19 protein-coding genes are annotated in these 26,689 nt (G+C 36.5%); 6 read left to right on the top strand and 13 right to left on the bottom strand.

Going from position 1 to position 26,689, the window contains the following annotated elements; translation table 11 throughout:
• Positions 1-6: 6 nt before the first annotated feature.
• Positions 7-525 carry a hypothetical protein gene (locus WH188_RS07505; protein WP_339423663.1) on the bottom strand — a complete coding sequence of 173 codons (519 nt, stop codon included), beginning with the start codon at positions 523-525 and terminating at the stop codon, positions 7-9.
• Positions 526-1,391: 866 nt separating this feature from the next.
• Here WH188_RS07505 and WH188_RS07500 point away from each other — a divergent pair.
• Entirely contained in the window at positions 1,392-2,060 is a 669-nt protein-coding gene (locus tag WH188_RS07500) for an HAD family hydrolase (RefSeq protein ID WP_339423662.1), read from the top strand.
• Positions 2,061-2,233: 173 nt separating this feature from the next.
• On the opposite strand, the gene WH188_RS07495 is transcribed toward WH188_RS07500, so the two are convergent.
• Positions 2,234-2,665, bottom strand: coding sequence for a hypothetical protein (locus tag WH188_RS07495; RefSeq protein WP_339423661.1), 432 nt, complete (start codon positions 2,663-2,665; stop codon positions 2,234-2,236).
• A gap of 285 nt (positions 2,666-2,950) precedes the next feature.
• On the opposite strand from WH188_RS07495, the gene WH188_RS07490 reads away from it, so the two are divergent.
• Both WH188_RS07490 and WH188_RS07485 read left to right on the top strand, forming a co-directional pair.
• Positions 2,951-5,359 carry a TonB-dependent receptor gene (locus WH188_RS07490; protein WP_339423660.1) on the top strand — a complete coding sequence of 803 codons (2,409 nt, stop codon included), beginning with the start codon at positions 2,951-2,953 and terminating at the stop codon, positions 5,357-5,359.
• Between the two features lie 23 nt (positions 5,360-5,382).
• Entirely contained in the window at positions 5,383-6,582 is a 1,200-nt protein-coding gene (locus WH188_RS07485) for a hypothetical protein (protein ID WP_339423659.1), read from the top strand.
• Between the two features lie 170 nt (positions 6,583-6,752).
• On the opposite strand, the gene WH188_RS07480 is transcribed toward WH188_RS07485, so the two are convergent.
• Positions 6,753-9,002 (bottom strand): DUF5703 domain-containing protein, encoded by a 2,250-nt coding sequence (locus WH188_RS07480; protein ID WP_339423658.1) that lies wholly within the window; start codon positions 9,000-9,002, stop codon positions 6,753-6,755.
• Between the two features lie 362 nt (positions 9,003-9,364).
• Between WH188_RS07480 and WH188_RS07475 the strand changes: the two genes are divergently transcribed.
• Complete coding sequence (locus WH188_RS07475) at positions 9,365-9,958, top strand: HD domain-containing protein (protein ID WP_339423657.1); 594 nt, start codon at positions 9,365-9,367, stop codon at positions 9,956-9,958.
• 16 nt (positions 9,959-9,974) lie between these two features.
• Here the strand turns inward: WH188_RS07475 and WH188_RS07470 are convergent, their stop codons facing one another.
• From WH188_RS07470 to WH188_RS07435, 8 genes are all read right to left on the bottom strand, one after another.
• Positions 9,975-11,168: a metallophosphoesterase gene (locus WH188_RS07470; RefSeq protein WP_339423656.1), complete on the bottom strand. Its 1,194-nt coding sequence runs from the start codon at positions 11,166-11,168 to the stop codon at positions 9,975-9,977.
• A 61-nt stretch (positions 11,169-11,229) separates the two neighbouring features.
• Positions 11,230-13,155 (bottom strand): sensor histidine kinase, encoded by a 1,926-nt coding sequence (locus tag WH188_RS07465; protein WP_339423655.1) that lies wholly within the window; start codon positions 13,153-13,155, stop codon positions 11,230-11,232.
• Positions 13,152-13,895, bottom strand: a complete 744-nt coding sequence (locus WH188_RS07460) for a LytR/AlgR family response regulator transcription factor (RefSeq protein ID WP_132770790.1) — start codon at positions 13,893-13,895, stop codon at positions 13,152-13,154. Before WH188_RS07460 ends, WH188_RS07465 begins: the two co-directional genes overlap by 4 nt.
• A 277-nt stretch (positions 13,896-14,172) precedes the next feature.
• A complete protein-coding gene (locus WH188_RS07455; RefSeq protein ID WP_339423654.1) occupies positions 14,173-15,804 on the bottom strand; it encodes a PepSY-associated TM helix domain-containing protein in 1,632 nt (543 codons plus the stop codon).
• A 9-nt stretch (positions 15,805-15,813) separates the two neighbouring features.
• Positions 15,814-16,095, bottom strand: coding sequence for a hypothetical protein (locus WH188_RS07450; protein WP_021189975.1), 282 nt, complete (start codon positions 16,093-16,095; stop codon positions 15,814-15,816).
• Between the two features lie 3 nt (positions 16,096-16,098).
• Positions 16,099-16,431, bottom strand: coding sequence for a hypothetical protein (locus WH188_RS07445; RefSeq protein ID WP_339423653.1), 333 nt, complete (start codon positions 16,429-16,431; stop codon positions 16,099-16,101).
• Between the two features lie 319 nt (positions 16,432-16,750).
• The gene (locus WH188_RS07440; protein ID WP_339423652.1) at positions 16,751-17,458 is read right to left on the bottom strand and encodes a hypothetical protein; all 708 of its coding nucleotides are present in this window, start codon (positions 17,456-17,458) and stop codon (positions 16,751-16,753) included.
• 305 nt (positions 17,459-17,763) lie between these two features.
• A complete protein-coding gene (locus tag WH188_RS07435) occupies positions 17,764-20,250 on the bottom strand; it encodes a ThuA domain-containing protein (RefSeq protein WP_168127151.1) in 2,487 nt (828 codons plus the stop codon).
• Between the two features lie 272 nt (positions 20,251-20,522).
• Between WH188_RS07435 and WH188_RS07430 the strand changes: the two genes are divergently transcribed.
• Both WH188_RS07430 and WH188_RS07425 read left to right on the top strand, forming a co-directional pair.
• Entirely contained in the window at positions 20,523-21,959 is a 1,437-nt protein-coding gene (locus WH188_RS07430; protein WP_339423651.1) for a 3-keto-disaccharide hydrolase, read from the top strand.
• Positions 21,960-21,998: 39 nt separating this feature from the next.
• Positions 21,999-23,993 carry a c-type cytochrome gene (locus tag WH188_RS07425; protein ID WP_339423650.1) on the top strand — a complete coding sequence of 665 codons (1,995 nt, stop codon included), beginning with the start codon at positions 21,999-22,001 and terminating at the stop codon, positions 23,991-23,993.
• Between the two features lie 126 nt (positions 23,994-24,119).
• On the opposite strand, the gene WH188_RS07420 is transcribed toward WH188_RS07425, so the two are convergent.
• Positions 24,120-25,478: an alkaline phosphatase family protein gene (locus tag WH188_RS07420; protein ID WP_339423649.1), complete on the bottom strand. Its 1,359-nt coding sequence runs from the start codon at positions 25,476-25,478 to the stop codon at positions 24,120-24,122.
• A 1-nt stretch (position 25,479) separates the two neighbouring features.
• A complete protein-coding gene (gene eboE, locus WH188_RS07415; protein ID WP_132842755.1) occupies positions 25,480-26,688 on the bottom strand; it encodes a metabolite traffic protein EboE in 1,209 nt (402 codons plus the stop codon).
• Position 26,689: the final 1 nt, after the last annotated feature.

Genomic DNA, 26,689 nt, shown 5'->3' with positions numbered 1-26,689 from the left:
AATAGATTACCAGGTGATTGATTTTTTGATGTTTTCAGGTATTATATCGGAGAAACTATCAATTACGAAAGTCTGTATTCCCTGTGGATTATTATCAAGAGGGATTTTTATCCAAAGGATTTGATATGGAAAGTCAGGAACAAAAAGATTTAAAGGAGACTTAACACCTAGTTTTGATTTGGTATAGGCAAATTCAAAATCAGAATTTAGAACATGTGCTTTACCTATTGTACACCGCTGACCTGCTACTGTCATAGTTAGATTACTTAATGTATCGAGGTGTGTTATTTTTGGAGGCGCTACTGCACATTTATAAAACAGCTCGGATTCATAATTAGCCAAAGCCACTTCTTCTGTTTTGTTAGAATCTGTTTCACTTTTGTATCTAACAAGCTCTTTCGAGAGATTGATAAGATAAGTCGGCGTTAACTTAGTTATAGTCAAGTATCCATCGTCAGATTTGTTCGTTTCAATTAAGCTGCTATCATTTTTTAGTTCTTGTCTCAAAACTAAATTACCTTTCATGTAGTACGTGAACTTATAGTAAAGTTCTTGTTTCTCTTGATGATCAACGTGCGCGAGATAACACTTTAGGACCATTTTACCACTACCTTGATCTTTAACCATACTTTGACAAAAAATCTGGCTATTACAAACGGATAGTACCAAGGCAGCAATAAGTAAAAAAACCTTAAAGGTGGTATTTACAAAAGGTGGTGTGCAATTCATAATCTGAACAAAGGTTAAATAATGATCTATACTGTGTTAAAATTAACAACTAATAAACACTAAATATAGTTGGATATTGACCAGTAAGGATCTGTTTTTATCCATTTGATTTTGTATTCTTACGAAAAAAGAAATGCGTAAAACAGATTGTATATAGTACATTATCGCTCATTTTTATGAAAGATAATTCAATCTTAAAATGGCGTTTTAGATTTTTAATATATTATCACGTTCTTTAGATTAAATCAAAAATTATCAGCGATGGTAATGAGGATTGTTTTTATCAAAAAACACACTGACACTATTTTATATCTTTTGCAGCAACTATTTTATGTCCATGATGGCTTGTGAAATTTATTCGAACCAATTGTTATCTGATTTCTTTTTAATTTCGAACATCTATTTATCTTCAGCGGCCTATATTTAATATGGGGAATAAGTATGCTCATCTTCCATACTTATTATAAATTCGTTAAATCAAATTTATGATTTGAAAAATGATTGTATTCTACTTGATCTATTTTTCTTATAACCATGAAAATGTAACTGATAATATTTTATTTCCCTAAACAACACAAGGACGAAAGTAATGATCAATCAATAGAACTCATAAATTTGATTTTTAACAAACTTTGATAATTGTTTTTTATTAGATTTAAGGCATGAAGCTTATAATATTTGATTTGGACGGAACATTGTTAGATACTTTACAAGATTTGGGTGATAGTTGTAATCTGACACTTGAGCAATTTGGTTATCCAACTCATCCCCTTGAATCTTACAAGAAATTTGTCGGAAATGGTGTACGGATGCTAATTGAAAGAGCACTACCTACGGACGCGAGAAAAGAGGACACAATAACGCGCCTACTTGTTGCATTTAAGGAGTGTTATGAAGAAAAGACCGAGAGCTATACTCAACCATATTCTGGTATCATTCAATTATTACAAGACTTGAAATCATCGGGTAATTTGATTTCTGTTGCATCCAATAAATACCATGAGGCTGTTCTTCCATTAATAGCAAAATATTTTTCAGAGATTTCATTTGATCTGATATTGGGGCATCGAGAAGGCCATCCGGCTAAACCGGATCCTGATATTATATTTGATACGCTCAATATACTGAACGTAAAACCTGATGATTGTTTTTATGTCGGTGATTCGTCGGTTGATATGGATACTGCCAACAATGCTGGTGTGCAAGCAATCGGGGTCTCATGGGGTTTTCGCGAAGTCGAAGAATTAAAGCGACATGGAGCAACATTCATTATTGATGAACCAAAGCAACTGCTGAATATTTTGACATCATCGTCAATATCGCTGCAATAATTGAAACCATAAAAGCTACATCGCTACGTTGTATCACCAAGAGTTAGACTCTTTTTATTCACAGTCAACGCGATGTGGCTTTTCATAAGTGTATAAATAATTAGTCCTTTAAAACTATCTCTATTTATACACTATAATTCGATTTTTTCAATATTTATATCAGAGGTATCTCATTAAAAGATGATATCTTTTCTTCTACTTTCGGGCATCACTTTCAAATGTTTCATTTTCCCATTTTTATAAGTACCTTCAATAACCGTGTTTTTAAAAGCATGTACTTTAAAATTTACATCCCAGTCTTTTGGCCAAGCCGGCAGTATATAAATCTTATCTCCATCACATTGCACCAAAATTTCCTGTAAGGTATTCATCATATTGCCAACACCGTCATAATCTGACTTCCAATCGTGCGGCCTATCCCTGTATCCTTTAAATCGAAAACCTTTTAGATATGCACCGCTACGGGCTTTAATATCTTTGGCGGCTTCTGCGGCAAGACCCAAACGAGCGGCAAAAATTCCTATTTGATACCAACATACCCGGTCTGGATAATTCAATTTTTTTGCCTGCTGTATATAGCAAACACTCATTCTTAAGATCTCCATATTGCTGTTTTTCTTGGCCTTTGATTTTATTACAATGGCATTCCAAGTCAATTCGCCTATATTATTTTTCCTTTTATTGTTTGATAATAAAAAAACATGCAACTGAATTCTCTTAAAGATAAAATGTTATAAAATGTTAAATTATTATTTGTATTTAATCTAAATAAACATATATTTGTCCCGCAATGAAAAACTAAGTGTCACACTCAACTAATTAACAGGTAAATAGTTAAGCAAAAATCTAATACCATATCACTTTAAAAACAAATTCATAAAATTGATAACATGTTAAAGTCAACCTACATTTTTTTTATATCGTTATTATACTTAAGCTCGCTTGTACAAGCTCAAACATCCCTTTCTGGCTATGTTAAAGATACCTTTGGAAAAGGAATAGAAAGTGCTACGATATCTGTCATCGGAACCGATACCCGAACCTCCACAGATGTAGATGGTTTTTACAAATTGAAAATATCTTCTCAACAGAACCTTAAAATTGAGGTGACTTCTGTGGGGTATATTGCGCAAAGTATCCTATTGAAAAGTAATGAAACACACAAAGACTTTCAGTTAAAAAATGACGAACGTATGCTTGAGGCTGTCAATGTGAAGGGACAAACTGATAACCAAAAGCGGGTCAACGAAATTCAACGGTCAGGATTTAACGTAAATGTTATTGACATGAACCGATATGCCAATCAAACTGCCAATGTGAGCCAGATTCTTCGTACAGCACCCGGTGTTACCTTTCGAGAAGATGGGGGATTAGGTTCAAACTTTGTTTTCCGGATCAATGGCTTAGCAGCTAAAATCTATATCGACGGTGTACCTATGGATGATTTTGGGCCCGCCATGTCGTTGAATAATATTCCAGTAAACTTAGTTGATCGCATCGAGATCTATAAAGGTGTTGTTCCTGCTTTTTTAGGTTCAGACGCATTAGGTGGTGCAGTCAACATAATTACCAAACAACGGAATAGGCACTTTCTTGATCTAAGCTATAGTTATGGTTCCTTCAATACCCATCAGGCTTCACTAGTGGGCATGTATACCAACCCCAAAAATAAATTATCGGTTCGTACTAATGCCTTCTACAACTATTCGGATAATGACTACAAGATGTATACCGAAGAAAAATACGGTATAATTTTAGAAAAAGTGGTTGATAATAAATTCGTACCTATTGCTGAAGCGAGACGTTTCAAAGACCGCTATTATTCGAGCATGGGTCAGGTAGAAGTGGGCCTACGAGATAAAAGCTGGGCCGATCAGTTCTTTGTGGGTCTGACATATTCGGGCAACAATAAACAAAATCAGCTTGGTGCAACTATTAATAAGCCTTATGGAGGTAATTGGACCGAATCGGCTTACATTATGCCAACCATTAGCTACAAAAAGCAAAACTTTCTTGTAAACCGCCTATATGCCGATATCTATGCCAATTATGGCTTTAACATTACCCGCAACCGAGATACGGCGAAATATAACTACGAGTGGACTGGCCTTCCGATCACCAATGGCACAGGTAGTAAAGCTAACCCAGAGAAATACATAAAAGATAATACCAATAGCGTACTTGGAAGAATAAATTTGAACTACGATTTTGATGAGAGCCGTAACCAAAGTTTAAACCTCAATTATAACGTCAGCACCAATGACCGTCAAACCTATGACAAAATTTTAAATCACAATAGTTCAGGGTTGCCAAAGAATATGGTTAAACATATTGCCGGGTTAGCATGGCAAAGTCAATGGTTTGACAAACGATTGGTTGCCAACCTTGCTTTTAAATATTATGGCATCGATACATACCAGAAGATTGATGAACGGAAATATGATACTAACAATCAACTCGTGAGTGGTGACATAGTTAAGCAAACAAGATATTTGGGGTATACGGGCTATAGTGCTGCTGCACGATATCGAATATTCAAAGATGGTGGCGTGAAGTTTTCTGCCGAACACGCCTACAAATTGCCCGAGATGTCTGAAATATATGGCGATAATTTCAATATTCTTCCCAATTGGGATTTAAAACCTGAAAATAGCGATAATCTCAATACTGGTTTTTACTACAATACATTCTTTAACGAAAACCATTTTATCAATGTTGATCTTTCCGGTTTTTATCGCCTGGCAAAAGACTATCAAAATGTACGTGTTGTAGCAGATAATGGACAGGACAAATTTCAGTACTATAATATTCCGGGGGTAAAGATCTACGGTGGAAGTTTTGAATTTCGCTACGGCTATAAAGATATCATCACAGCCGCATTAAATGGAAGTTATGACAGAGCCATCGACAATCAGAAATACACCGATGAGACAAACCAGCAAGTTAACTTGACCTATGGCTACCAAATTCCTAATCGTCCTTGGGTCTATGGTAACCTTGATCTGGGTTTTGCGCAAAACGACTGGTTCAGTAAAGGCAGCCGCACACAGATCAACTGGACGACGCAGTATACCAAATGGTTTTATTTAAGCGATAGCCATCTTGGTTCACTGGCATCCAAAAACTATATTCCAACGCAGCTCGTCCACTCTTTGTTGGTCAGCTATTCGTGGAACCGCAACCGTTATAATATTTCCGGTGAGGCCCGCAATATATTTGATGAACGTGCGTATGACAACTTTCGTCTCCAAAAGCCCGGAAGAGCATTTTTTGTAAAATTTAGAGTTTCAATATTATAATTAATTAAACATCCTTAATAATCATGAAAAAAAATAGACTATTTGGCTATTGTACACTAGCTGCAGTGCTGATATCCTCATGTAAAGACAGCCCTAGTATTCCTGAAGTTACAGAAACAATACCATCCAAGTATTCGGTATGGGTTGCGACAGCAAATGGATCATATCTCCTGACAACAGATGAAATCATGAAAGACACTTTATTATCACCTGCAAATAATAAAGGGGTTGATATCACTGGTAACTTGCCTCAGGCCCGATACGCAGGTTATGCTTATGTTTTTAACGGTTCTTATTACCTATCCAATGATGGTACACGTTTTAGTAAGCATCAATTGACAGATGGCGGAGAGTTTAAAGAGGTTGATAACTACGCTTTTCCGAGCGATTTTTATCTTGGAAAAGTAGCAAGCCAATTCAGTACCACTGATGAAATCGTCTTTACATCTACAGGCGCCAGTGATGCAAATCTGGAGAAAAAAGTATTTGAAAAAGACATTTACTTTATGAATACTAAGGATATGACGCTAAATAAGACATTAAAAGCCCAGATTCCAACCTTAGATTATACGGTTTACAAACCAGATGGCAGTGTTGATCCAACCATATTGAACGTAACCAGTATGCGCATTAGTGGTGGCAAAGCATATTTCGGGTTCTTTTATTACAACGTCGATTATAAGCCTGTCAACACAAAAGCTTACGCTTATATCTGCGATTACCCGAGCATGGCAAATGGCCATATCATGAGCGACGATAGAGCGAGTTATGTTGCAGGTCACTGGCAAAGAGAAAACTATTCTTTCCTTGATGACAATAATAACCTATATCTTTTAACCAGAGGCAAGACAGATGGTACTTATGCGATTTTGCGTGTAAACAATGGCCAGACCGAATTTGACAAGAGCTATCTTTACGATCTTAAAGACTATGCTGTAAAGGGAGGCGATTTAGCTTGGTTAGGTGACGGCAAGGCTTATATCAGACCTTATGTGATAGATGTTGCCAACAAAAAGATCATCGCAAATTTAGCTGAAATGACTGGCGGAGATCCAACCACTACAATTAACCTGATCGAAAATGGCAATCTTTACACAGCCGTAAAAACGCCTGCATCAAAGTGGTTCATTTATGAGTACAATATTAAAAATAACAGTGTAAAGAAAGGTGCTGAAATAGATCCTGGCGTTACACAGGTTTATCATATCAATAAGTTGAAATAATTACAATCATAAAAGCCACATCGCTACGTTGTATCACTAAGAGTTAGACTCTTTTTATTCACAGTCAACGCGATGTGGCTTTTCATAAGTGTATAAATAATTAGTACTTTAAAACTATCTCTATTCATGCACTATGATTCGATTTTTTCAATATTTCTATAAGAGGCATCTCAGTAAAAGATGATATCTTTTCTTCTACTTTCAGGCATCACTTTCAATAATTCCATTTTCCCATTTTTATAAGTACCTTCAATAACCGTGTTTTTAAAAGCATGTACTTTAAAATTCACATCCCAGTCTTTTGGCCAAGCCGGCAACATATAAATCTTATCTCCGTCACATTGAACCAACATTTCCTGTAAGGTATTCATCATATTGCCAACACCGTCATAATCTGGTTTCCAATCGTGCGGGCTATCCATGTATCCTTTAAATCGAAAACCTTTTAGATATGCACTGCTGCGGGCTTTAATATCTTTGCCAGCTTCTGTGGCAAGACCCAAACGAGCAGCAAAAATTCCTGTTTGATACCAGCATACCCGACCTGGATTGGGCATATTGAAATAGGCTCGCTCAACTTCTTTAATATTGGGTTTATGGATCCCATAAATCCGAAATGGAAATAAACAATATAAATCCGGTGCTTCATAATTTGTTCTTTGAGGATTATAAAAAGCGGCATTGTCCACCACAACATTCCCAAGACTATCCTTTTTCTTCGGCAGATCGGGAATAGTGGACAGCATAGTAGTCCAATTCTGTTTATCTTCAGGAGTTAATGTACTTTGAGGTAGTTTTAAAAGTTCTTCTAATACATAATGTAGTCCGGCAATAGAAGGCATATCATTGACAACATCCGTCCAATATGTTTCTAATCCGTGGCTTGGAAAAATATGTAACTTGCCCTGCTCATCTTTCTTAAAACGTGTATTGTAAAACTGAAGTGCTTTTCGTGCCCAAGGCAACGCTTTTGTTTTTAAAAACGCTTCGTCACCGGTATAATGATAGTAATCGAACATCATCACTGACATCTCTAAACATTGTTGCCATATATCTTTTGTATATTCTTCAGAATATACATCGGATTCCAATCCAAAATCGCCCATTCCCGGTAAGCCGAATGTACTGATACATTCCTGCATATAGATACCCGATGCACCATAATATTTGTTTGATCTGGCTTCAAAAGTCTTCGCTTGCTTGATGTAAAAATCAAAAAACGGTTTCATCATGTCAAAATTACCCTGTGCAAACTGTGGTAGGTATAAAAAGCGCACATTCTGCCACCAGTAATTCACGCCATAAAATCGATAATCTGCCGAGTAATTCTTTTGACGTACATCAGGTCCATAATAGGCATACTTTGGATCTACATTAAAAATTCCTCCCTGAAATCGAGCAGGAAATTCATTTCGCATCTGACAGGCCATCTGATATTTAGACAGAATATAAGTCTGGGTGTACGTTGATAGACTATCAGAACCATTATTGATATCAATCCATCCTCTATTCCAAAAATCTGTCCACCACTTAGCGGTTTGTTGATAGGCTTTTTTAGGACTAGGAGACTGAGCAATCCATCCAGCAATTTCCTTTTCCCAAGTTGCCGCATCAGGTGTTTGCCGGGTATAGCCGGCTATCCGAATATCAATGTTTTTTAATGGCCTCTTGGTGTGTAAAACGCTATCAGAAAGACTTACTAAACCTGAAGCTTTGATATAACCGCCAAAAGTATTATCCTTCAAGGGATCAATAATCTGATTAGCATAGTCTTCCATTCCTTGTTTCTTAATGTGCACAGGCACACTGCTGTAGGCATTTCGATGATACCAAGCAATAACATCCGTTTTTTTAAGAAATACATCTGCAGATTCCCAGGCTTGTGCCCCTTCTGGAACTCCGGTTCTATAGAGCCAGGTAGAAGCAAGTTCTTCCGTATTGAGTTCATGTTTATTTTTTCTCCAGTTTTCCAAAGCCACCTTTACCTGAACTGGCTTTTCACTATATCCAGAAATATACATCACAGGAGAGTTTGCATCAATAAAGATCTCTAAATTTAACTTCTCTCCTTTTTTCCCCGCTAGAATTTTTAATGTTCCTTCTTTCAGATTCAATTCCTGATGGAAGGGCTTCCCTTTAAAAAAAGGACTCTCTGAAAAGGAAATCCTGATCCTTCCTAACTTTAACAGCCGTTGTAATTCAGAATGTGAATCATTACGCGAGAGATATAATAATAGATCGCCATTCTCTTCTACCCAGACGTTACTGCCTAGACTTCCATTACCGATTGGAACATTACCTGTTTCGTTGATGGATGGTGTATTAAAAACGATTTTATAGTTATTCTTCTCTTCCTGCGGAAATGCTTCGGATATCAGCAATTGCACTATAAACAAGATGGTTAGTCGGAGTCTACTCATTTTTAAAAATATTTTGAATACAAACTGCAGATAGCACAGCTTTCTTATATCATTGTAGATCGATCAAATCAATGTGTCAATACGAATTGATCCATTAATAGCTTGCCTAATCAACTTTTAAAATAAATAGATGCTAATAGCTGCAATTGGTTATTATTAAATTGTTTTCTTCCTATAAAGCTATAGAGTAAAGTCATAAAGTATGCATTCAATATTAACATGAAATGCATGCATTATTAACTTCTTTTAGAAAAGGGCTAAATGACTTAGTAAATGATGTTTAATAATTTATCAAAGAGCCACCTAGGATTACTTTTATAATTTAAACTATCTTTGTAAGACAATCTCTTAACACTGTCAAGATGGATTTTGAAATCTTATTGAAACAAATTGATTTTATAAAAGAAATCGATAAGGTCAAATACATACAACGGAAAACTAAATTGTTCAATAGTAACCGTAATGAAAATGATGCGGAACATAGCTGGCATCTGGCGATGATGGCATTGATTTTGGCTGAACATGCAAACGAACCAATTGATGTCTTGAAAGTGGTAAAAATGGTTCTGATCCATGATATTGTTGAAATTGACGCTGGAGATACCTTCATCTACGATATGCAAAAAAATCATATTAATACAGACCAAGAAAGACTGGCTGCTAATCGGATTTTTGGCCTGTTACCTCAAGAACAGTCGAAAGAATTTATTGCAGTGTGGGAAGAATTTGAGGCAGGTCTAACTCCTGAAGCTAAGTTTGCGAGAACATTGGATCGATTGGAACCTCTCTTGCAAAACACTTCAAATAATGGGGGAACCTGGAAAGAGTTTGATGTTGATTACAGTAAGGTATTCGAAAAAAAGAAAATCATTAATGAGGGATCTACTACGATATGGAAATATGCTGAAGAACTCATCAACGAAAGCGTGGAAAATGGTATTTTAAGAAAAGATTAAACTGCAAATGGCTCATTTATTCGACTTGGTCGGTGGAGCGTTTTAAGGTAAGAACTGTGATTTCGGGCCATACGCCCACCCTGCCTTTCAGACCATGGTAGCCAAATCCTCTGTTAACATATAGAAATTTTCCTTCGCGTTGGTACAGTCCTGCCCATTGTTTATAAAAGTACTGGATAGGACTCCATTTAAAACCAAAAAGCTCAATTCCAAATTGCATACCATGCGTATGACCAGCCAGGGTGAGGTGAACATGTTTAGCGTGATCTACAGTAACTGCATCCCAGTGTGATGGATCATGCGACATCAGGATCTTAAAGGAATCGGCAGGTATAGCATCTGTTGCTTGATTGAGATTGCCAAACTGATGGAAACCGCCTTTACCCCAATTCTCCACCCCGACTAATGCAATACGTTGTCCATGCTTATGCAGTAAGACAGCTTCATTAAGTAATAATTTGAAACCCATCTCGCTGTGGATTTCCTTTACACGCATCAGATTTGCCTCTTTCAGTGATGTGCTCGACCATTTGGTATAATCACCATAGTCATGATTACCTAAAACAGAATACTTCCCATAAGGAGCTTTTAAGGTGGTAAAAAGATCAATCCATGGATCCATCTCGGAAGCCATGTTGTTGACCAGATCTCCTGTAAATAAGAGCAGATCACTGTTTTGGGCATTCGCAAGATCAATACCTTTCTGTACACCTTTGATGTTACTTAAACTACCAGAATGGATGTCGGACAATTGTGTAATGGTAAAACCATCGAAAGCTTCGGGTAAATCTGAAAAATGTAAGATCTCTTTTCTAACCCTATAAAAATGACGACCTCTAGTCAGCCCGAAAATAATCGCCAAAAAGACTATGCCAGCAAGTACTGCGACAAGTTCACTAACGTAAAAATTCCTGGGCGGAAAACTACGGAATAGTCGACCAATATCTTCCAATAATAGAATCGGAACAGAAAATAATTTTGGAATAAAGATAAGCAACATCGCTGTGATCAAACTCGATGCATAACGCTGAATATCGCTAATACGTTTCCGCAGAAATATAGTGACTATAATAGCACCCAGTACAACAATATCAATAAGCCAATAAATGACATGGATCAGCGGATTTGAAAAAAGTGTAATTATTGCCTGATAAAAATAAATATCTCCTATGAGGAATAGTAATAAAATTAAAATAAGTCTCTGTGCCATATTGTATATAGTAAGGCGAATGCCGTGCCAAAACATAAAATGAGTTACAGAACATTTATTCCTATTCGACAGGAATACGTAAAATTACTAATGTACCGCCACCTTCTGGAATTTCTGTAATAGAGACGCTTGCCTTTTTACCCAATAATTGTATTCGCTCGTGACTGATCGTACCTGATAATGACCGGTGTCCAGAATCAAAATTACTTGTTTCAGTTTTACCACTATCTGCAATCTTTACTTGTAAGATATCTTGTTCTATCTCAAAATGAATACTAATATCTCCTAGACCGTCTTCCAGATCGATCCCGTGAAGTATCGCATTTTCTACATAAGGCTGTATAAGCATGGGCGGAACCATAATTGCTCCCAGATCATGTTCGATTGATTGTAATATAGTATACCTAAATGCATCTTCATAACGCATTTGCTGCAGGCTTAAGTAGTTCTCTAACGTTTCAATCTCCTCATCTAGAGGTACACGATTTTCGCGACTGAGCTCTAAACTGCTACGCAATAATCGACTAAAACGGTTAAGGTATTTGATGGCAATTTCTTTTTTATCCAACCGCACAAAACTCTGTACAGCTGCTAATGTATTAAAGATAAAATGGGGTTCCATCTGTGTGCGTAACAATTGTTGCTGCAATAGTATTTTTTCTTTTTCTTGAAGAAAACGACGTTGACGAAAACTATAAAACAAAAACAATATGGTGACACCAAGGAGGATAATACCTAAAACAGATACGGCAAGCCATAAACGATTTTGTTGCAATTGCAGTTTATTAATTTTTATACCTTCATTTAATTTATGAATAGAGCGATCTTTAGTCTGCAACTGATGAAGAGCATTCATTTCTGCAACAGCTTGTGTATTTTCTGTCTGATAGATTCCTTTTTGTAATGCTGCTGTTTGAGTCAATACCGCTATGGCTTCATTTTTCTTTCCCTGTAAATTGTACAATGATGCCAAGCTTTGCTGATAAACGAGATCACTGTCTGCGAAAATTAGTCCTGTATGTTTTTCCTTTAGAAATTTTGCTTTTTCAAGAAATTGTGAGGCTAATGTTGCGTGTTTTTGAGCCGTATAAATAGCTGCAATATTGCAGTAATCGATAAAAAGATTATTAATTTCACTGGAAGTTGCCTCTTCATTGTACAGATATCCATCTGATTTAATTTTAAGCAGCTGATAATGAAGTAACGAATCAAGTTGCTTATGTTTTTCAAAATATTGAATTTTAGAATCGTATAGAAAACTAATATTATATTTATCAGGGTTCTGCGCATGTAACACTTCCAGTTTTTGAAGATAAAAAGACATACTATCTGCTGGTTTCTGGCGCTTATTCAGAGTCTGTATCATTTGTACCAGCACACGTTGTCGATTAATATGTCCTTGTGGCAATGAATCTGCCATAGGCAAAGCAGCACGGTTCATTTTTTCAGCTAAGTCATATTGAAAGCTTAGGAGGTTACTTTGTGCTGCAGATAGTAACATAGATGTTTTTGCTATAAATGACAGATCTACCGTTGAGTCTGCTAAAACAATTGCGGCTGCTTTGTTATAATAATAACTGGCTTCTTTCATCCGGGCTCCCATGCTCAAAACATTCCCCATCCCATTGTATATAAGCGCCTTATTCTTAAAACCACCATCTATAGGATCTATCAGTTCAAGTGCATCTTCAATAAGGACACGAGCAGAATCATTGCCCTTCATACTGTAAAGCCTTGCCAATTGATATTTAACGGTTGATGATTGTATGGTATCATTTTTCACAATGGGGTTTCGATCGAGTTTTCGCCAAACAGTAATCAATGAATCTCTATTGGTGGGATTAGCTCCTACTTTTTCCAAATCCTTTATCTGAACCGAAATGGCATCATCAGATTTTGCCAACAAAACTTTCTTGTTATTGTCTTTACAAGATGAATAACCTATAACCATCCATAAATAAAAAATAAGTAGCTGTATACGTATCATTTTTTCAAAAAAAGTTGGGTTAATATCGTATTCTTCCGTCGTGTAGAGATTGGAATCTCTTCTTTATTTTTCAGAACAATATATTCGGATCGGTTAATGCCTGAGATATATTGCTGATTAACCAAATAAGACTGATGCGTGCGTAAGAAATGTGGAGCTGGCAAAAGTTCCTCGTAATACTTAAGAGGTCTTGAGATAAGCTCCTTATCACCATTACTTAAAATGAAAAGAGTATATGGACCATCACCTTTACAATAGACAATATCACTAACAGAAACAATGCGTGTGTTATTGATGGAATTCAAAACAATACTTTCTGGTAATTCACCTATCTGGATTGAGGTCTGTGCTAAAGACAATTGTTGCATCCATTGCGGATTATTTTCCCTTCGACGACGATATCGCTCTAATGCCTCCTGGAGCTCTATCTCATCAATAGGCTTGAGCAGATAATCGAGTGCTCCGTACTTGATGGCCTTTATAGCAAAATGATTATATGCAGTAATGAATATTATATTTTGTGGAATGGGCGTTAATTTTTTCAACAAATCGAATGCTGTTCCATCTTTGAGCTGAATATCCATAAATATTACATCTGGTTGCTTTTCTTCAAGCAACTTAATGGCTTTATGTACGCTGTCTGCCCAACCCACAAGTTCGGTATTGGTTTCTTGCTGTATCAGGTAAGCGATCTCTTTACGAACTGCAGGCTCGTCTTCTATTATGGCAACGGTTATCATCTTTTCACTTTTAGCTATTGTAAAGATAGTATATTGTAAGTGCTCTAAAATAAATTCATTTTTTAAATTTAACGATATAGCAATAAGAAATAAACATTTGGAAATAGTTTAAAGATCAGCATCGAGATTGGAACGATCATTTTTTTAAGTTCTATTCTCATGAGATGATAATCGAATAACGTATTGAATAACAAAAGCGCCAGATCTTTATTAGATTGGCGCTTTTGTTATCTATTGAACTGGATACTTATGTTTCCTGATCAACAACAGGACATACTTATTTCAATATTTTAAAAGATTTAGCTTGTTTCTTTACTTTAAAAAAAGCAAATGCACATAAAATCGACATTGTAGTAAAAAGCAAATCAATAAATAAGATATCATATGATTTTGTTTGAAATGTATTCCAGATCCAGAGATTTGTGGTGATACCATTTACAATCGGTACTGCCAAACACAAAATGGTTGATAAGAATAGGGTATGCTTGTTTACTTTCGTTAGATCACGCAGTATTAATAAATAGATGATCATCACTAACCAACTATAAAAATAAAGACTATAGATAAAACTCTGATTTACGACAGCTGAAAATTTTATGACAATAAAGGTAAATGCAGTAACAGGAAGCATCCCTAGCGACATAGATATAAACAGATTGGCTGCCCAAAAATTAAACTTCCTTTTGTATGCAGGAATATTAGGTTTTTCTCGTGCTACCAGCCAAATCATAATGCCTGAAATAATGACAACACAGCCCAGTAAACCCAAAACGAAATAAACAATACGCAAGGTCCTACCTCCAAAATCTCCAAAATGAAGGTGATAAACTAAACTTTTTACCCAATCAACATATGTTGCATCTGTTGTAGGTGATTTTACTGATGAAGGTTTTGCTTCAGCGGCTTTCATAAGAACATAACCAGACCCCGCGAAACTAGCGCTGGGTTTAGGTTTAGTTTCTAAAGCAATTTCCATACTTTTATCTCCAAAATTTCGGATATAAAGTCTCGAAATATCCGATTCTGGCCATTCATTCATCCAGTGGTTTACGAATGCGTTGACATCTAATTTTTTGGCTAAGGGTTGATAACTGTAAGTTGGTTCCATCGCTCGGTTATACTGAAGCTCCTGGTATAATTTATCCTGATCACCATTGTAAATTAATTTACTAAATGGTGAAATCAATACATAATTTACGATAAGAACAACTCCTGTAATGGCAAATATCAATTGAAATGGAAATCCGATAACTCCCAAAACAGTATGCATGTCGGTCCACACTGTTTTCCATTTACTCCAGGGTCTAAATAAAAAGAAGTTATTTTTAATCTTATCCCAATGAAGAAATAAACCTGTAATCAAGGCAAACAGAAACAAAAATGAAACAATTCCTGCCAGAAGGTAACCAAATGGAGTTCCCAATCGAATTGGAATCTGATTGAGCGGTGCTAAGAAATGTAATCGATATAAAAATTCGCCGATATCATAGCCTTCATCATAAGAACTCTGTGTTTTGTCTACAAATGAGTGTAAAAAATAGGCCGAATCTTCATTTTTTGCTCCCCGTCTCTTACGACCTTTTGATTTTTCGGTTTTTGGTTCAGGTTTACTGATCGTTGTATCTTGTGACACACTCATATTAACATAAGTCCCGTGTCCTTGCCTCAATAAATAGAAGTCGAAATTTCTACCTTGGAGATTATATTTTGTTCCCATCGAATCCAATATATAATTGAAGTCAGCGGGAGATTCTACATTGCTAAGTGATTTACCTTTTTGCCATGCAGCGATATCATCTTTAAAAAAAGAGAAAGAGCCTGCAAAAAAAATCACATAAAGCAGTGCTGCGATAACAATACCACTGATCGTGTGGGTATGAAAGTAAATATTATATTTTCTTTGATCCATGGTATAAACTTAATGATTGATAATATAAGGTAGCGAAAACAATAAAGTAAGGCCAATATAAGTTAGTGCCAACCGCCACAATTTAGGCTCTAAAAATGCCCAGAATAATAAAAATGCCCAAAGTAAATATCCGGTAAAGAAGGCCGTAGCAATTACATTTTCTGGTGGAAATAATGCTGTTAATAATACATGAAAACTGATCATGACCGTATAACCACCTAGGGTTCCCAACAAAATACGACAAAGTCTTATCCAGGGAGATTTTGTTAAATATTTTTTATTAGCAGGCATAGATTAATGAATAAGTACTTCAATCAGAAATGAACATAAATAAACTCCTAATACTACACGATAACCAAAGTAGGAAAAAGGAAAGAAAAAGACTACTAGACAGCCCATACACATGAGGATAACAAAAAAAGCAAATATTCCACTGGCTATACCTACAACATAAATCAAGCAGGCAGTAGCTATTAGGAACAGAACTATTGCTATTGTACGTGATTGTTTTTTTCGATCGGCAAGATTGGCCCAAAGTTTGGATTTATTCTTCCACGCAATACGTTTGGAAGTATTCATCCATAACATAAATGCAATAAACAATATTAAACATACTGTACTTATCATAATGAGAAAAGCAAATTAAAAGATAGAACTTGGGAATCTCTTTGAGATTCCCTTATGCTCTACCTGTTATTGATATGAAACAATTTTTTATACTAAATATTTATTGAATACGCGCGACGGCAGTTATTGATCCCTCCTCAATTTTCAAATCCAATGTTTCTACATCAATAGTCAATATTATTTTGCTATTTTGCATTGTCTTTTAAATTGTAACACTTTTAGGGATATACTACATGCTTAACGTAGTAGTAAAGGCAGCCTAATTACCGTTAGACTACCTTTGGCGTCATTCTAGAATTACCGTTCTAGATGACGCTTTTTATTTTACTTGAAAACTTGCGGTAAGTCCCTGCCAATTCTTATTGTAGGTTTTATCGTTCCAAGTTCCTGATTGATCTGCCATATGACTGTTTTCGATTACGTAAGTACCAGCCCAGATAGCCTCTGCCTTAATTTTACCTTGACTATCAGTCTTATAGTTTTTGCTCCAACCGTTTGGAGACATCACCAAAACTTCTTTATCAGCAACTGGACTATTCCCGCGCAATAACTGAATTTCTACCAGATCATTTGTTTTAAAGATTTTGTTTTGGAAGATAAAGTGAGCGGCTAAAGGTATTGCTGCATATCCAACGTCTTTACCTACTTGAATCTGGCTTTGCGCTAAAAATTCATATCGTGTGGTGCCTCCAAGTTCTTTGGCAGGGTGAGAAACAAAGATCTGATAAATGCCATCTTTAGCAGGTACAAAACTAGCTTCTAAATATTCTCCTTTATCAGTAAGTTTTAGCTCAACCTTATTCTCAGAATCAACAAGATTAAGTTTTAACTGATTCAAGTCAGAATACCAATCTTTTGTCTTTTCAATTTCTCCAGTTGCATATTCTCCATAGTAAACTCGGATGGTATGAGATTGATTTTTAATACCTACAGGATTACTTTCAATCCAAATCGCGTGAGCTTGAACTATTTGGTTACCGCCAAAAAGTACAATCATCGCAATTAATAGTTGCTTAACGTAGTACATTGTTATTTAGATTAATTAAAGATAATGGACAAATATACAAACATTGACAAAATATCCAAGTCAATTTATTAATTCTATTAAATGAATTTATATCTGGAGTATAACTGGTTTAGGCGATTGGTAACCATAATTATATTTATGAAAAGAACTTTTAAGAAGTCCTAAATATCATTGTGTGAAAATTGATTACTCGTTTCTATCTTCTGTAATTGCCTGTCAATAAACATCAAATCAGAGAAAACAAAAGAGGTTGTATCTGATGATACAACCTCTTTTGTAACGTTTAATAAAAATCTATGGAACTCCTACAATGAAAGTATCCATTTAACAATTTCATTCGCATCCTCTTGCTTTAATGATGGATGAGCAGGCATGGCTACCTCACCCCAGACACCGCCTCCACCATTGATGATTTTCTTAGATAACAACGATAATGCGTCCTTATTATCTTTATAGTGTTTAGCAACTACTGTATATGCAGGACCAACTGATTTCTTGTCGACACCGTGACATGCTTGACAATCAGAAGCTAACACTAAAGCTTCTCCTTTTGGTGTATCTGATCCTTCTTTATGCCCCAATGCTCCGTTTGCTTTATCTAAATCTTTATAAGTCGTATCACTTGGTGATTTTTTTGCCGAAACAGTTTTATTAACACGTTTTGAAGCTAATTCACCTGCATTATAATCGATTCTTGATATTGCTGCATCTGCATTTTTACTGAACCAACCGTTACCATATTCTAAAAGATATATTCTTCCATCAGGACCAACTTCCATATCAATCGCAGAAGCTAATTTTGTATGTGGCATAAATGGTTCCATTTTATCAAAGTCTCCATTTGGTAACATAGTGACTGCTTTGATCCATCCTCTAACCCAATCGTAAATAAATAGCTTGCCATCATAGTAATCTGGATACCTCGTTTCTTTTGGATAAAGATCCGAATAGTATACTGGCCCGGCCATCGCATTACGCCCTCCTGAACCCACCTGTGGAAAATCTGTTGATTCTGCATAAGGATACCATATAAAGGCCGGTTGTGCGGCCGGTAATTCTTTTATACCGGTATTATTCCGGGAACTGTTAATTGGCTTTTGTACATCAAATGCCTGTCCACTAACTCCAGTTTCATAATTATACGGATTGTAGGCATAATTATTACCTACGAAAAATGGCCACCCGAAGAAGCCTGCCTTACGCGCTTGGTTTACCTCATCATATCCGCGAGGACCTCTACCTAAACTATCGGTATTGGCATCAGGTCCCACTTCTCCCCAATACAAGAATCCATTTTTCGGGTCAACAGATATCCTATAGGGGTTTCTGTTTCCCATCACGTAAATTTCTGGTTTTGTATTTTCCTGTCCCTCTGGAAATAAATTTCCTTTTGGAATCTGATATGAACCGTCTTTTGCTACTTTTATTCTCAAAATTTTACCACGCAGATCATTGCTATTTCCAGAGCTACGTGCGGCATCATACTGCTCATGTCCAGCCCTATCATCCCGCGGTGAATAACCATTGCTGACAAATTTTTGATCCTTTTCGTCAAATGGTGTTGAGTTGTCTCCTGTTGATAAATAAAGATTTCGGTCTTTATCAAATGCTAAAGAACCACCAGTATGACAGCAGATATCTCGTTGTGAATAAAACTGAAGCACAATCTTTTCGGTTGCGAGGTCTAACTTATTATTTTTGAACTCAAAACGTGACAAACGATTAACAGATGTATCCTTTGGACTATAAAAAGCGTATATATAATGATTATCTGCAAAATCCGGATCTATTGTTAACCCCATAAATCCTTCTTCTGCATTAACATTGGGTGTTTCAGTTTTGTGATAAACATCTAACAGTCCCACTTGAGTTACTTTTTTTGTTTCTTGATTGTAATGAAGCAATTCTCCCCGACGTTGTGCTACTAAAATATCCAAATTAGGAAGTATGGCCATTTCGGTAGGTTCAAAGAACTCGCCTACAGCCAATGAAACTTTCGTAAATCGTTCCTCTTCTGGAACCCGCTTTGTTTTAGCCTTACCATAATCTAATTCGTAATTATCTCCAATTGCATATTCGATAGCACCTAAGATGTGCTTTAAGAATAAAGGGTCTGAATAATCTTCATCTTGATGACCTAAACCTGTATAAAAAGAACGGCCACCATCAAAATCATGATACCAGGCCATTGGCGTCTCGGCCATTTGTTCTGGATTTGCATATACCTCCTTATTGATATTCATTAACACATGGGTAGCTTCATAACGTTTTTTAAAGACATACCACTCATCTGTATGTACCCAAGTATCGGGAAGCATTTTTGTTGCTGGATGTTTTTTATCAACCACTGTTAATTTTCCTTCTTTGACTTCAGGATGAGTAGCAAAGTATCCACCTACCAACCTTCCATACCAGCCCCAATCATACTCGGCATCGGCAGCTCCGTGAATACCGACAAAACCTCCCCCAGCTTGTATATAACGCTCAAAATCGGCTTCCTGATAATTATTCAAAAGATCACCAGTGGTATTTAGGAATATCACAGCTGAATAATTTTTTAACGAATCTTCGGTGAACCAATCTGCATTTGTTGTTGTATCTACATCAAAGTTATTTTCGAGTCCTAACTTCTGGAGGGCAATATTTCCTTTTTCAATAGAATTATGGTGGAAACCTGCAGTTTTACTGAAAACCAATACTCTTGGTTTTCCGGACCTCTTTTGATGGCAAGAACTTAAAACTGATATAAAAATCAATAGTAAAGAAATCTTTGACAAAAGTGTTTTAATCATAATAAATTTTAATATTATCGGTTGTACTTACTTAAATTTGTATTCTTGACATAAAGATGCAACTATAACCCCACTCATACTAGCTTTATTTTAGCCAATATATATATTATTTTGCTGATCCATTTTTAGAGGCTATTTTACCAGTAATATGAATATTTAGAAATCATAGGTTAATATTAACCGCAACAGTCAGTATATTCACTTTGTTACACAAAATCCTTTTAGCAAGCACAAAAATTACTATATTTAAATTTTTAAACCTAGTACTCCATATGAAATTAAACTATTTGAAGTTCGGAACAACCGGCTTATGCTGGTTATTTGGAACGACATTATTACTAGCCCAACAGCTAACCGATCAATCGGAAATTAAACTTAATGATCTTGCTGCTTTCAATGCTGTAGGAAAATCTTGGACTATTGCTGAAAAAGTAATCTCTGACCCAAGAAATGAGAATGAATTGAAAGCTACAAAAGGATCCGGTATCCTTGTTAACATCACTTCTAATAAAATGAAGGGGTATGACTTGTTAACAAATGCAGTTCATGGTAATATAATTCTTGAACTGGATTACTTAATGGCAAAGAACTCAAATTCAGGAATCTACCTACAGGGGAATTATGAAGTCCAACTTAAAGATTCTTGGGGAGTGCTGCAACCCATGTCGTCTGACAATGGCGGTATATACGAACGTTGGGATGATGCTAGACCGGAAGGATCCAAAGGTTTTGAAGGTTATGCTCCTCGTCAAAATGCAAGCAAAGCACCAGGTCTATGGCAACATTTAAAAATTGCATTTCAAGCGCCTAAATTTGATGCTACAGGAAAAAAGACTGCAAATGCGAGAGTTTTAGCTGTGGAACTGAATGGTGTTTTAGTTCAGGATAATGTTGAATTGTTTGGTCCAACGGGCGGAGCGGCCGATAAAGAAAAGCCGTTAGGTCCACTGCGTCTTCAAGGCGATCATGGTTCAGTTGCTTTTCGAAATATTAAAATATCAAAACTTCCCGAAGAACAGATTAATGTAAACAATAGAGGCGGTGGTGATGCTGACCCTATTTATATAGATGCACCTTCTAATACCATGATTAGAAGTTTTGTGAATTATGCACCTAAGTTACTTGCTGTTCACGCAATATCTGTCGGCAGTCCATTAAAGACACATTACAGCTATGATTTGGACAATGGCCTATTGTTGCAGGGATGGCATGGCGAATTTATTGATGCCACTCCTATGTGGGACGGTAGAGGAAACGGTACTTCTAGAGCCCGTGGAGCAGTAACTTCTTTTGTAAAGAAAGCTACTCCTGCTTTAGCACAGCTCGCAACGGTTCAAACCACATGGCCTGCTGACAGTACTGGTAGTGGTTTTAAAACTAAAGGTTATATTATCGACAATGAGGATAGACCACAATTTAAATATAATATATATGGCGCTGAAGTCACCGATATCATCACAGTTTCAAATGATGGTAAAGGACTGAACAGATCCATAAACATAGACAAAACTGTCCCTAACTTGTATGTTTTACTGGCAAATGCAAGTTCAATTGAAGAACTAGCGAAAGGCTATTACCTCGTTGATGGTCAGTCTTATTACCTAGAACTTGACAAAGGTGCTCCTAAACCTATTATTCGAGATGCTAACGGAGGAAAAGAATTAATCATTCTCCTAGACAAACAATTAAATTATTCTATTTCATTCTAATTGAGAGAGTACAAATATTATATGAAACACACTTTTAGAATGCTAGCAATGCTAGCTTTGAGTTTTGGCTATACTGTTTCCCAAGCTCAAGAAACACCAAAAGAAGAAGATTTTTTTAAGATCATGAAAGTAAGAATGCCCGAAGGACCTGTTTTAGAGGTTGGTGGTCTGGTTACTTTACCTAATGGAGATCTAGGTATATCCACCCGTAGAGGTGATGTATTTATCGTTGAAAACCCCACCAGCAACAGACCGTACTTTCGAAAATTTGCAACGGGTCTTCACGAGATTTTAGGTCTTGCTTACAAAGATGGTGCGTTATATGTTGCACAAAGAGGTGAGCTAACGAAGTTAATTGACAAAAATATGGACGGCAAAGCTGATGTTTATGAAACTGTGTATGCTTGGCCTTTAAGCGGACATTATCATGAATATAGTTTTGGTCCTAAAATCGCATCTGACGGTTCTTTTTTCGTATCTGGAAATGTAGCTTTTGGTGATGAAGAATGGTGGCGCGCAGAAAGTCGTGTTCCTATGCGTGGATGGATTATGAACATTAGCGCAGATGGAAAAATGCAACCATGGGCTGCAGGTGTGCGTTCTCCAGCAGGAATAAATGTGATTGACGGTCAACTCTACTATACAGAAAACCAAGGTGACTGGGTTGGTTCCGGAGGATTATGGAAGGTCAGTAAAGGAGATTTTATGGGACATCCAGCCAGTTTAGTATGGACAAAAAGACCTGATTCACCGTTAAAGTTATCATCTGAATCTTTCTATTCTAAAGTAGATGAACGTCGTATCAAAAATGCTGAAGGTCGCTACATCAAACCGGAAAATAGAGTCAACGAGAATTTCAAAACGGTATTTGAGATGAAAAAAGAAATTCCAGAGATTCGTTTACCGTCGGTATGGTTGCCACATGGTATTCTTGGTATTTCAAACTCTGAACCGGTCAAAATTCCGAAAGGCACATTTGGTCCATTTGAAGGACAATTACTCGTTGGTGACCAAGGTATGAGCATCATTTCACGTGTTTTCTTAGAGACGGTAAATGGTGAAGAACAAGGCGCCGCATTTTTGTTTAAGAGTGGTTTCCGTTCTGGTGTTTTGAGAATGGCGTGGGGACAGGATGGATCTTTATTTGTCGGTGAAACCAACCGTGGGTGGGGTTCTGCAGGTGAAGCAAATGAGGGACTTGAGCGCTTAGTATACAACAATAAGACGCCTTTTGAAATGAAAGCAGTAAGAGCTATGCCAGACGGTTTTGAGATCGAATTTACACAACCTGTTGATTTAAAATCTGCTGAAGATCTAGCTTCATACAGCGTTGAAAGCTTCATATATAAATACCATCCTGTATATGGTTCTCCTCCAGTAAATAAAGAGACTTTAAACATAAAAGGAGTTAAGGTTTCTTCTGATGGACTAAAAGCAAGAATTGTTGTCGATGGTTTACGTGAACATTATATCCACACCATAAGTGTAGATGGTATTCGTGAGAAACAAAACTTTTATTCAATTGTCCATCCTGAAGCTTACTATACTTTAAATGCAATTCCATCTGGAGAAAAACTAGCAATAAGTTCACTTAGCACAAGGAATTCTACTCACGACCCTGTAGTTGAAGTTACAGCTAAACCGGCAGAAAAGACAGTAACAGCAAATAATAAAACTGTTGCCGGTAAAAAAACTGCGACTGTTAAAACAAAAAACACAGAAGCGAAACCTGTTGAAGCAAAGGCTAAAGTACATGAAGTGAAAACAGTAACTAAAGCTCCTACTTATGCTGAGGTGAAGGGAATTTTGACTAGTAATACTTGCTTAGCCTGTCACAATCCTACGAAAAAACAGATTGGACCGTCATTCACTGATATTGCAAAACGCAAATATTCAAATGAGAAAATTTTGCAGCTCATCTACAATCCTAAACCAGAAAACTGGCCTGGATATGCAACAGAAATGCCGCCTATGCCACAAGTTTCTAAAGCCGATGGCTTGAAAATCGCGGCTTATATCAATTCATTGAAATAATACTTTGATGGTATCAATGTCTTAAAACAAACAAAGCCATTCTGTAAAAAGAATGGCTTTCTTTATTTTAGAATAAACTATGTTCGGCTTGTTACTTATAGATGTATTATACAAGTAGTAGTAAAATTACTTCTCGCTATGCAAAGATTTCCAAATTAAATCGTAAACCTCAGTTGCCTGTACATTGCCTATACTTAGATCAGGATCTGTAATTAAAACAGGGTGAAATTCCTCAGGTGTATTCACGCTACCATGTGAACCTTTTACCAAATTAGCATTTAAAGGTATTACATCCATAACGTAACGAAAACCTGCTTTTTTTCTCAACAGTTTATATAATGCACGAAATTTAGAAGACATAAACATTTCAACAGGATCATATCCTGGTTTTTTATGGATATCGACGCATCTTGCATAATCGGGTGCTTTAGCATCATCCTGCCAGAAATAATAAGTAAACCAACTTTCTGGATTTGCAACCAAAACAAAATCTCCTGCACGGTCATGGTCTATCCCATATTCCTTTTTACCTTCTTTGTCAAGCACTACCGCAATTCCTGATAATTTATCTAACATATCCTTCACCTGATCAACTACCGATAAATCATTTATATAGACATGTGCAACCTGATGGTCTGCCACTGCAAATGCTTTGGAGGCTCCTGCATCCAATAATTCCAGACCTCGTTCTACACGGATCTGTAATAATCCGGCTTCCCTTAGTATTCGATTGATATGAATGGGATTATTTACAGGTACAATACCATATTCCGAAAGAATAATAATGTTCGCTCCTCTTTTTTCATAGAATTCAACCAAGTCCTTAATCAGAATATCGATCTCACCTAGTTCCTTACCGATATTAGACCAATCATTTCCAAATTTTTGCAAACAATAATCCAAATGTGGCAAGTAGATTAAAGACAGTGTAGGATCATACAGTTCATCTGTGATCATAGATGCATCAGCAATCCATCGGCTTGATTTAATATTAGCACCAGGTCCCCAAAAATTAAAAAGAGGAAACTGACCAAGCTTTTCCTGCAAAAGATCTCTCAATGTTGCCGGTTCTGCATAACAGTCCGGAAGCTTTCGACCGTCGGCCAGATAATTAGGTCGTGGTGTAACGCTATAATCTGCATTTGAATACATATTATACCACCAAAATAGATTTGCGCACGTAAAGTTCGGGTCTTCTTTTTTTGCTCTATCCCAGATCTTTTCCGCTAATACAAGTTTGTTAGACTGCTTCCAAAACTTAATTTCCGAATCTACATGATCATACCAACCGTTTCCAACCACACCATGCTCGGTAGGTTTTTTACCTGTAAGATAGGTAGACTGGACGCTGGTAGTAACAGCCGGTAACATTGGAGCTATAGTTGCTAAATTTTTTCTATTTATGTATTGTTCCAAAAATGGGGTATACTTTCCTATTAAATTTGCAGATAGCCCAACTACGTCAATTACAACTGTTTTCTTCATCTTATACATTTGTTTTAATTACCCACTCCAGTTCATTACTGATAGAGGCAGCTATTGGTATCTTTAACTGTTCGGGCAATACTTCCCAAGTATAGGTTTCCACTTCCAAATGTTCGGTAAAAGGCGCAACTTTTTGGAGATTCAACACTTCTATAATATCTTGTTGCGTTGACTGCAAGACTCCAATATCCCGAACAGATATAGGAACATGAAAATGTGCGCGCCATTGCATCACATCCTGGTGCTCAAAATCTGCTATGGCTGGTGTTAGATCTGTATAACGAATAAGCTTGCCATCTCTTTTTAAGGCCACGACCTGATGTAAATATGTCGGTTCGTTGAATTTTTGAAAACTTTCTTTAATAGCTATACGCTGATCAGGGGACTGATCCATATTTGCTTTCAAAGCAGCAGATATCTGTATCTTCCCTACTGCAATACCTTTCTCCTTAAGTTCTTTTAATACATCGGCGTGATCTTCATAGCCAATTGCAAAATGGCATACGTCATAACAAAGGCAAAGATGTCTCTTGGTAAGAGCTTCAGCTTCGATAGCGGTAATGCCAAATGAATCTACAAGATCTGAAATAGCAGTTGGAAGCAGATCGTCTGTATACCAATCTATAAATTCTCGTCCAGTTTCAATGATTCCATCAGGTTCTGGTTCCAAGTCAAGGTGCATAACCGTACCTGTCGCATTTGCTATTGTAACTAATTCTTGTATTACAGCAACTATATTTATCGTAGCAGCATTTTTGGCTTCCGTAAAATCGGTAGTCGTCTTGAACCAATGTCTATAACTAAGCGGCGATGTCGAAATTCCACCGACCATTCCTTCTGGTAATAAGGATTGAAGAATAGTGAAAAGTCTGATTGTATAATCTTTACGTGCTTCTGTAGTCCAGTCAGGGGTATGTACATCTTCTTTGACAACAGTACGGTGAAATTCTCCATAAGGAAATCCATTCATTGTAAAAACATAAGCATTATTTTCTTTTAACCAATGTTTAAATTCCGCTATATTACCCTGCTCGCTAAGTTCTAAACTCGATACATTTGATAATCTTAATCCTATTCCCAATGGCTGGCCAGGCGAAACTGATTCTTTGATAAAAGAAAAATTATCTTTTAGAGCTGTAAAATCATCATTCCAATTTTTCCCTGGATGAATATTGGTGCAATAGGTTAAATGTCCTGTATTAACTTTCATT

Origin of the sequence: Sphingobacterium sp. MYb388 (genome assembly GCF_037479535.1) — a bacterium.
Classification (GTDB): Bacteria; Bacteroidota; Bacteroidia; order Sphingobacteriales; family Sphingobacteriaceae; genus Sphingobacterium; species Sphingobacterium anhuiense.
The sequence above is the reverse complement of the archived record's forward strand: the minus strand, read 5'-3'. Positions and strand labels throughout refer to the sequence as shown.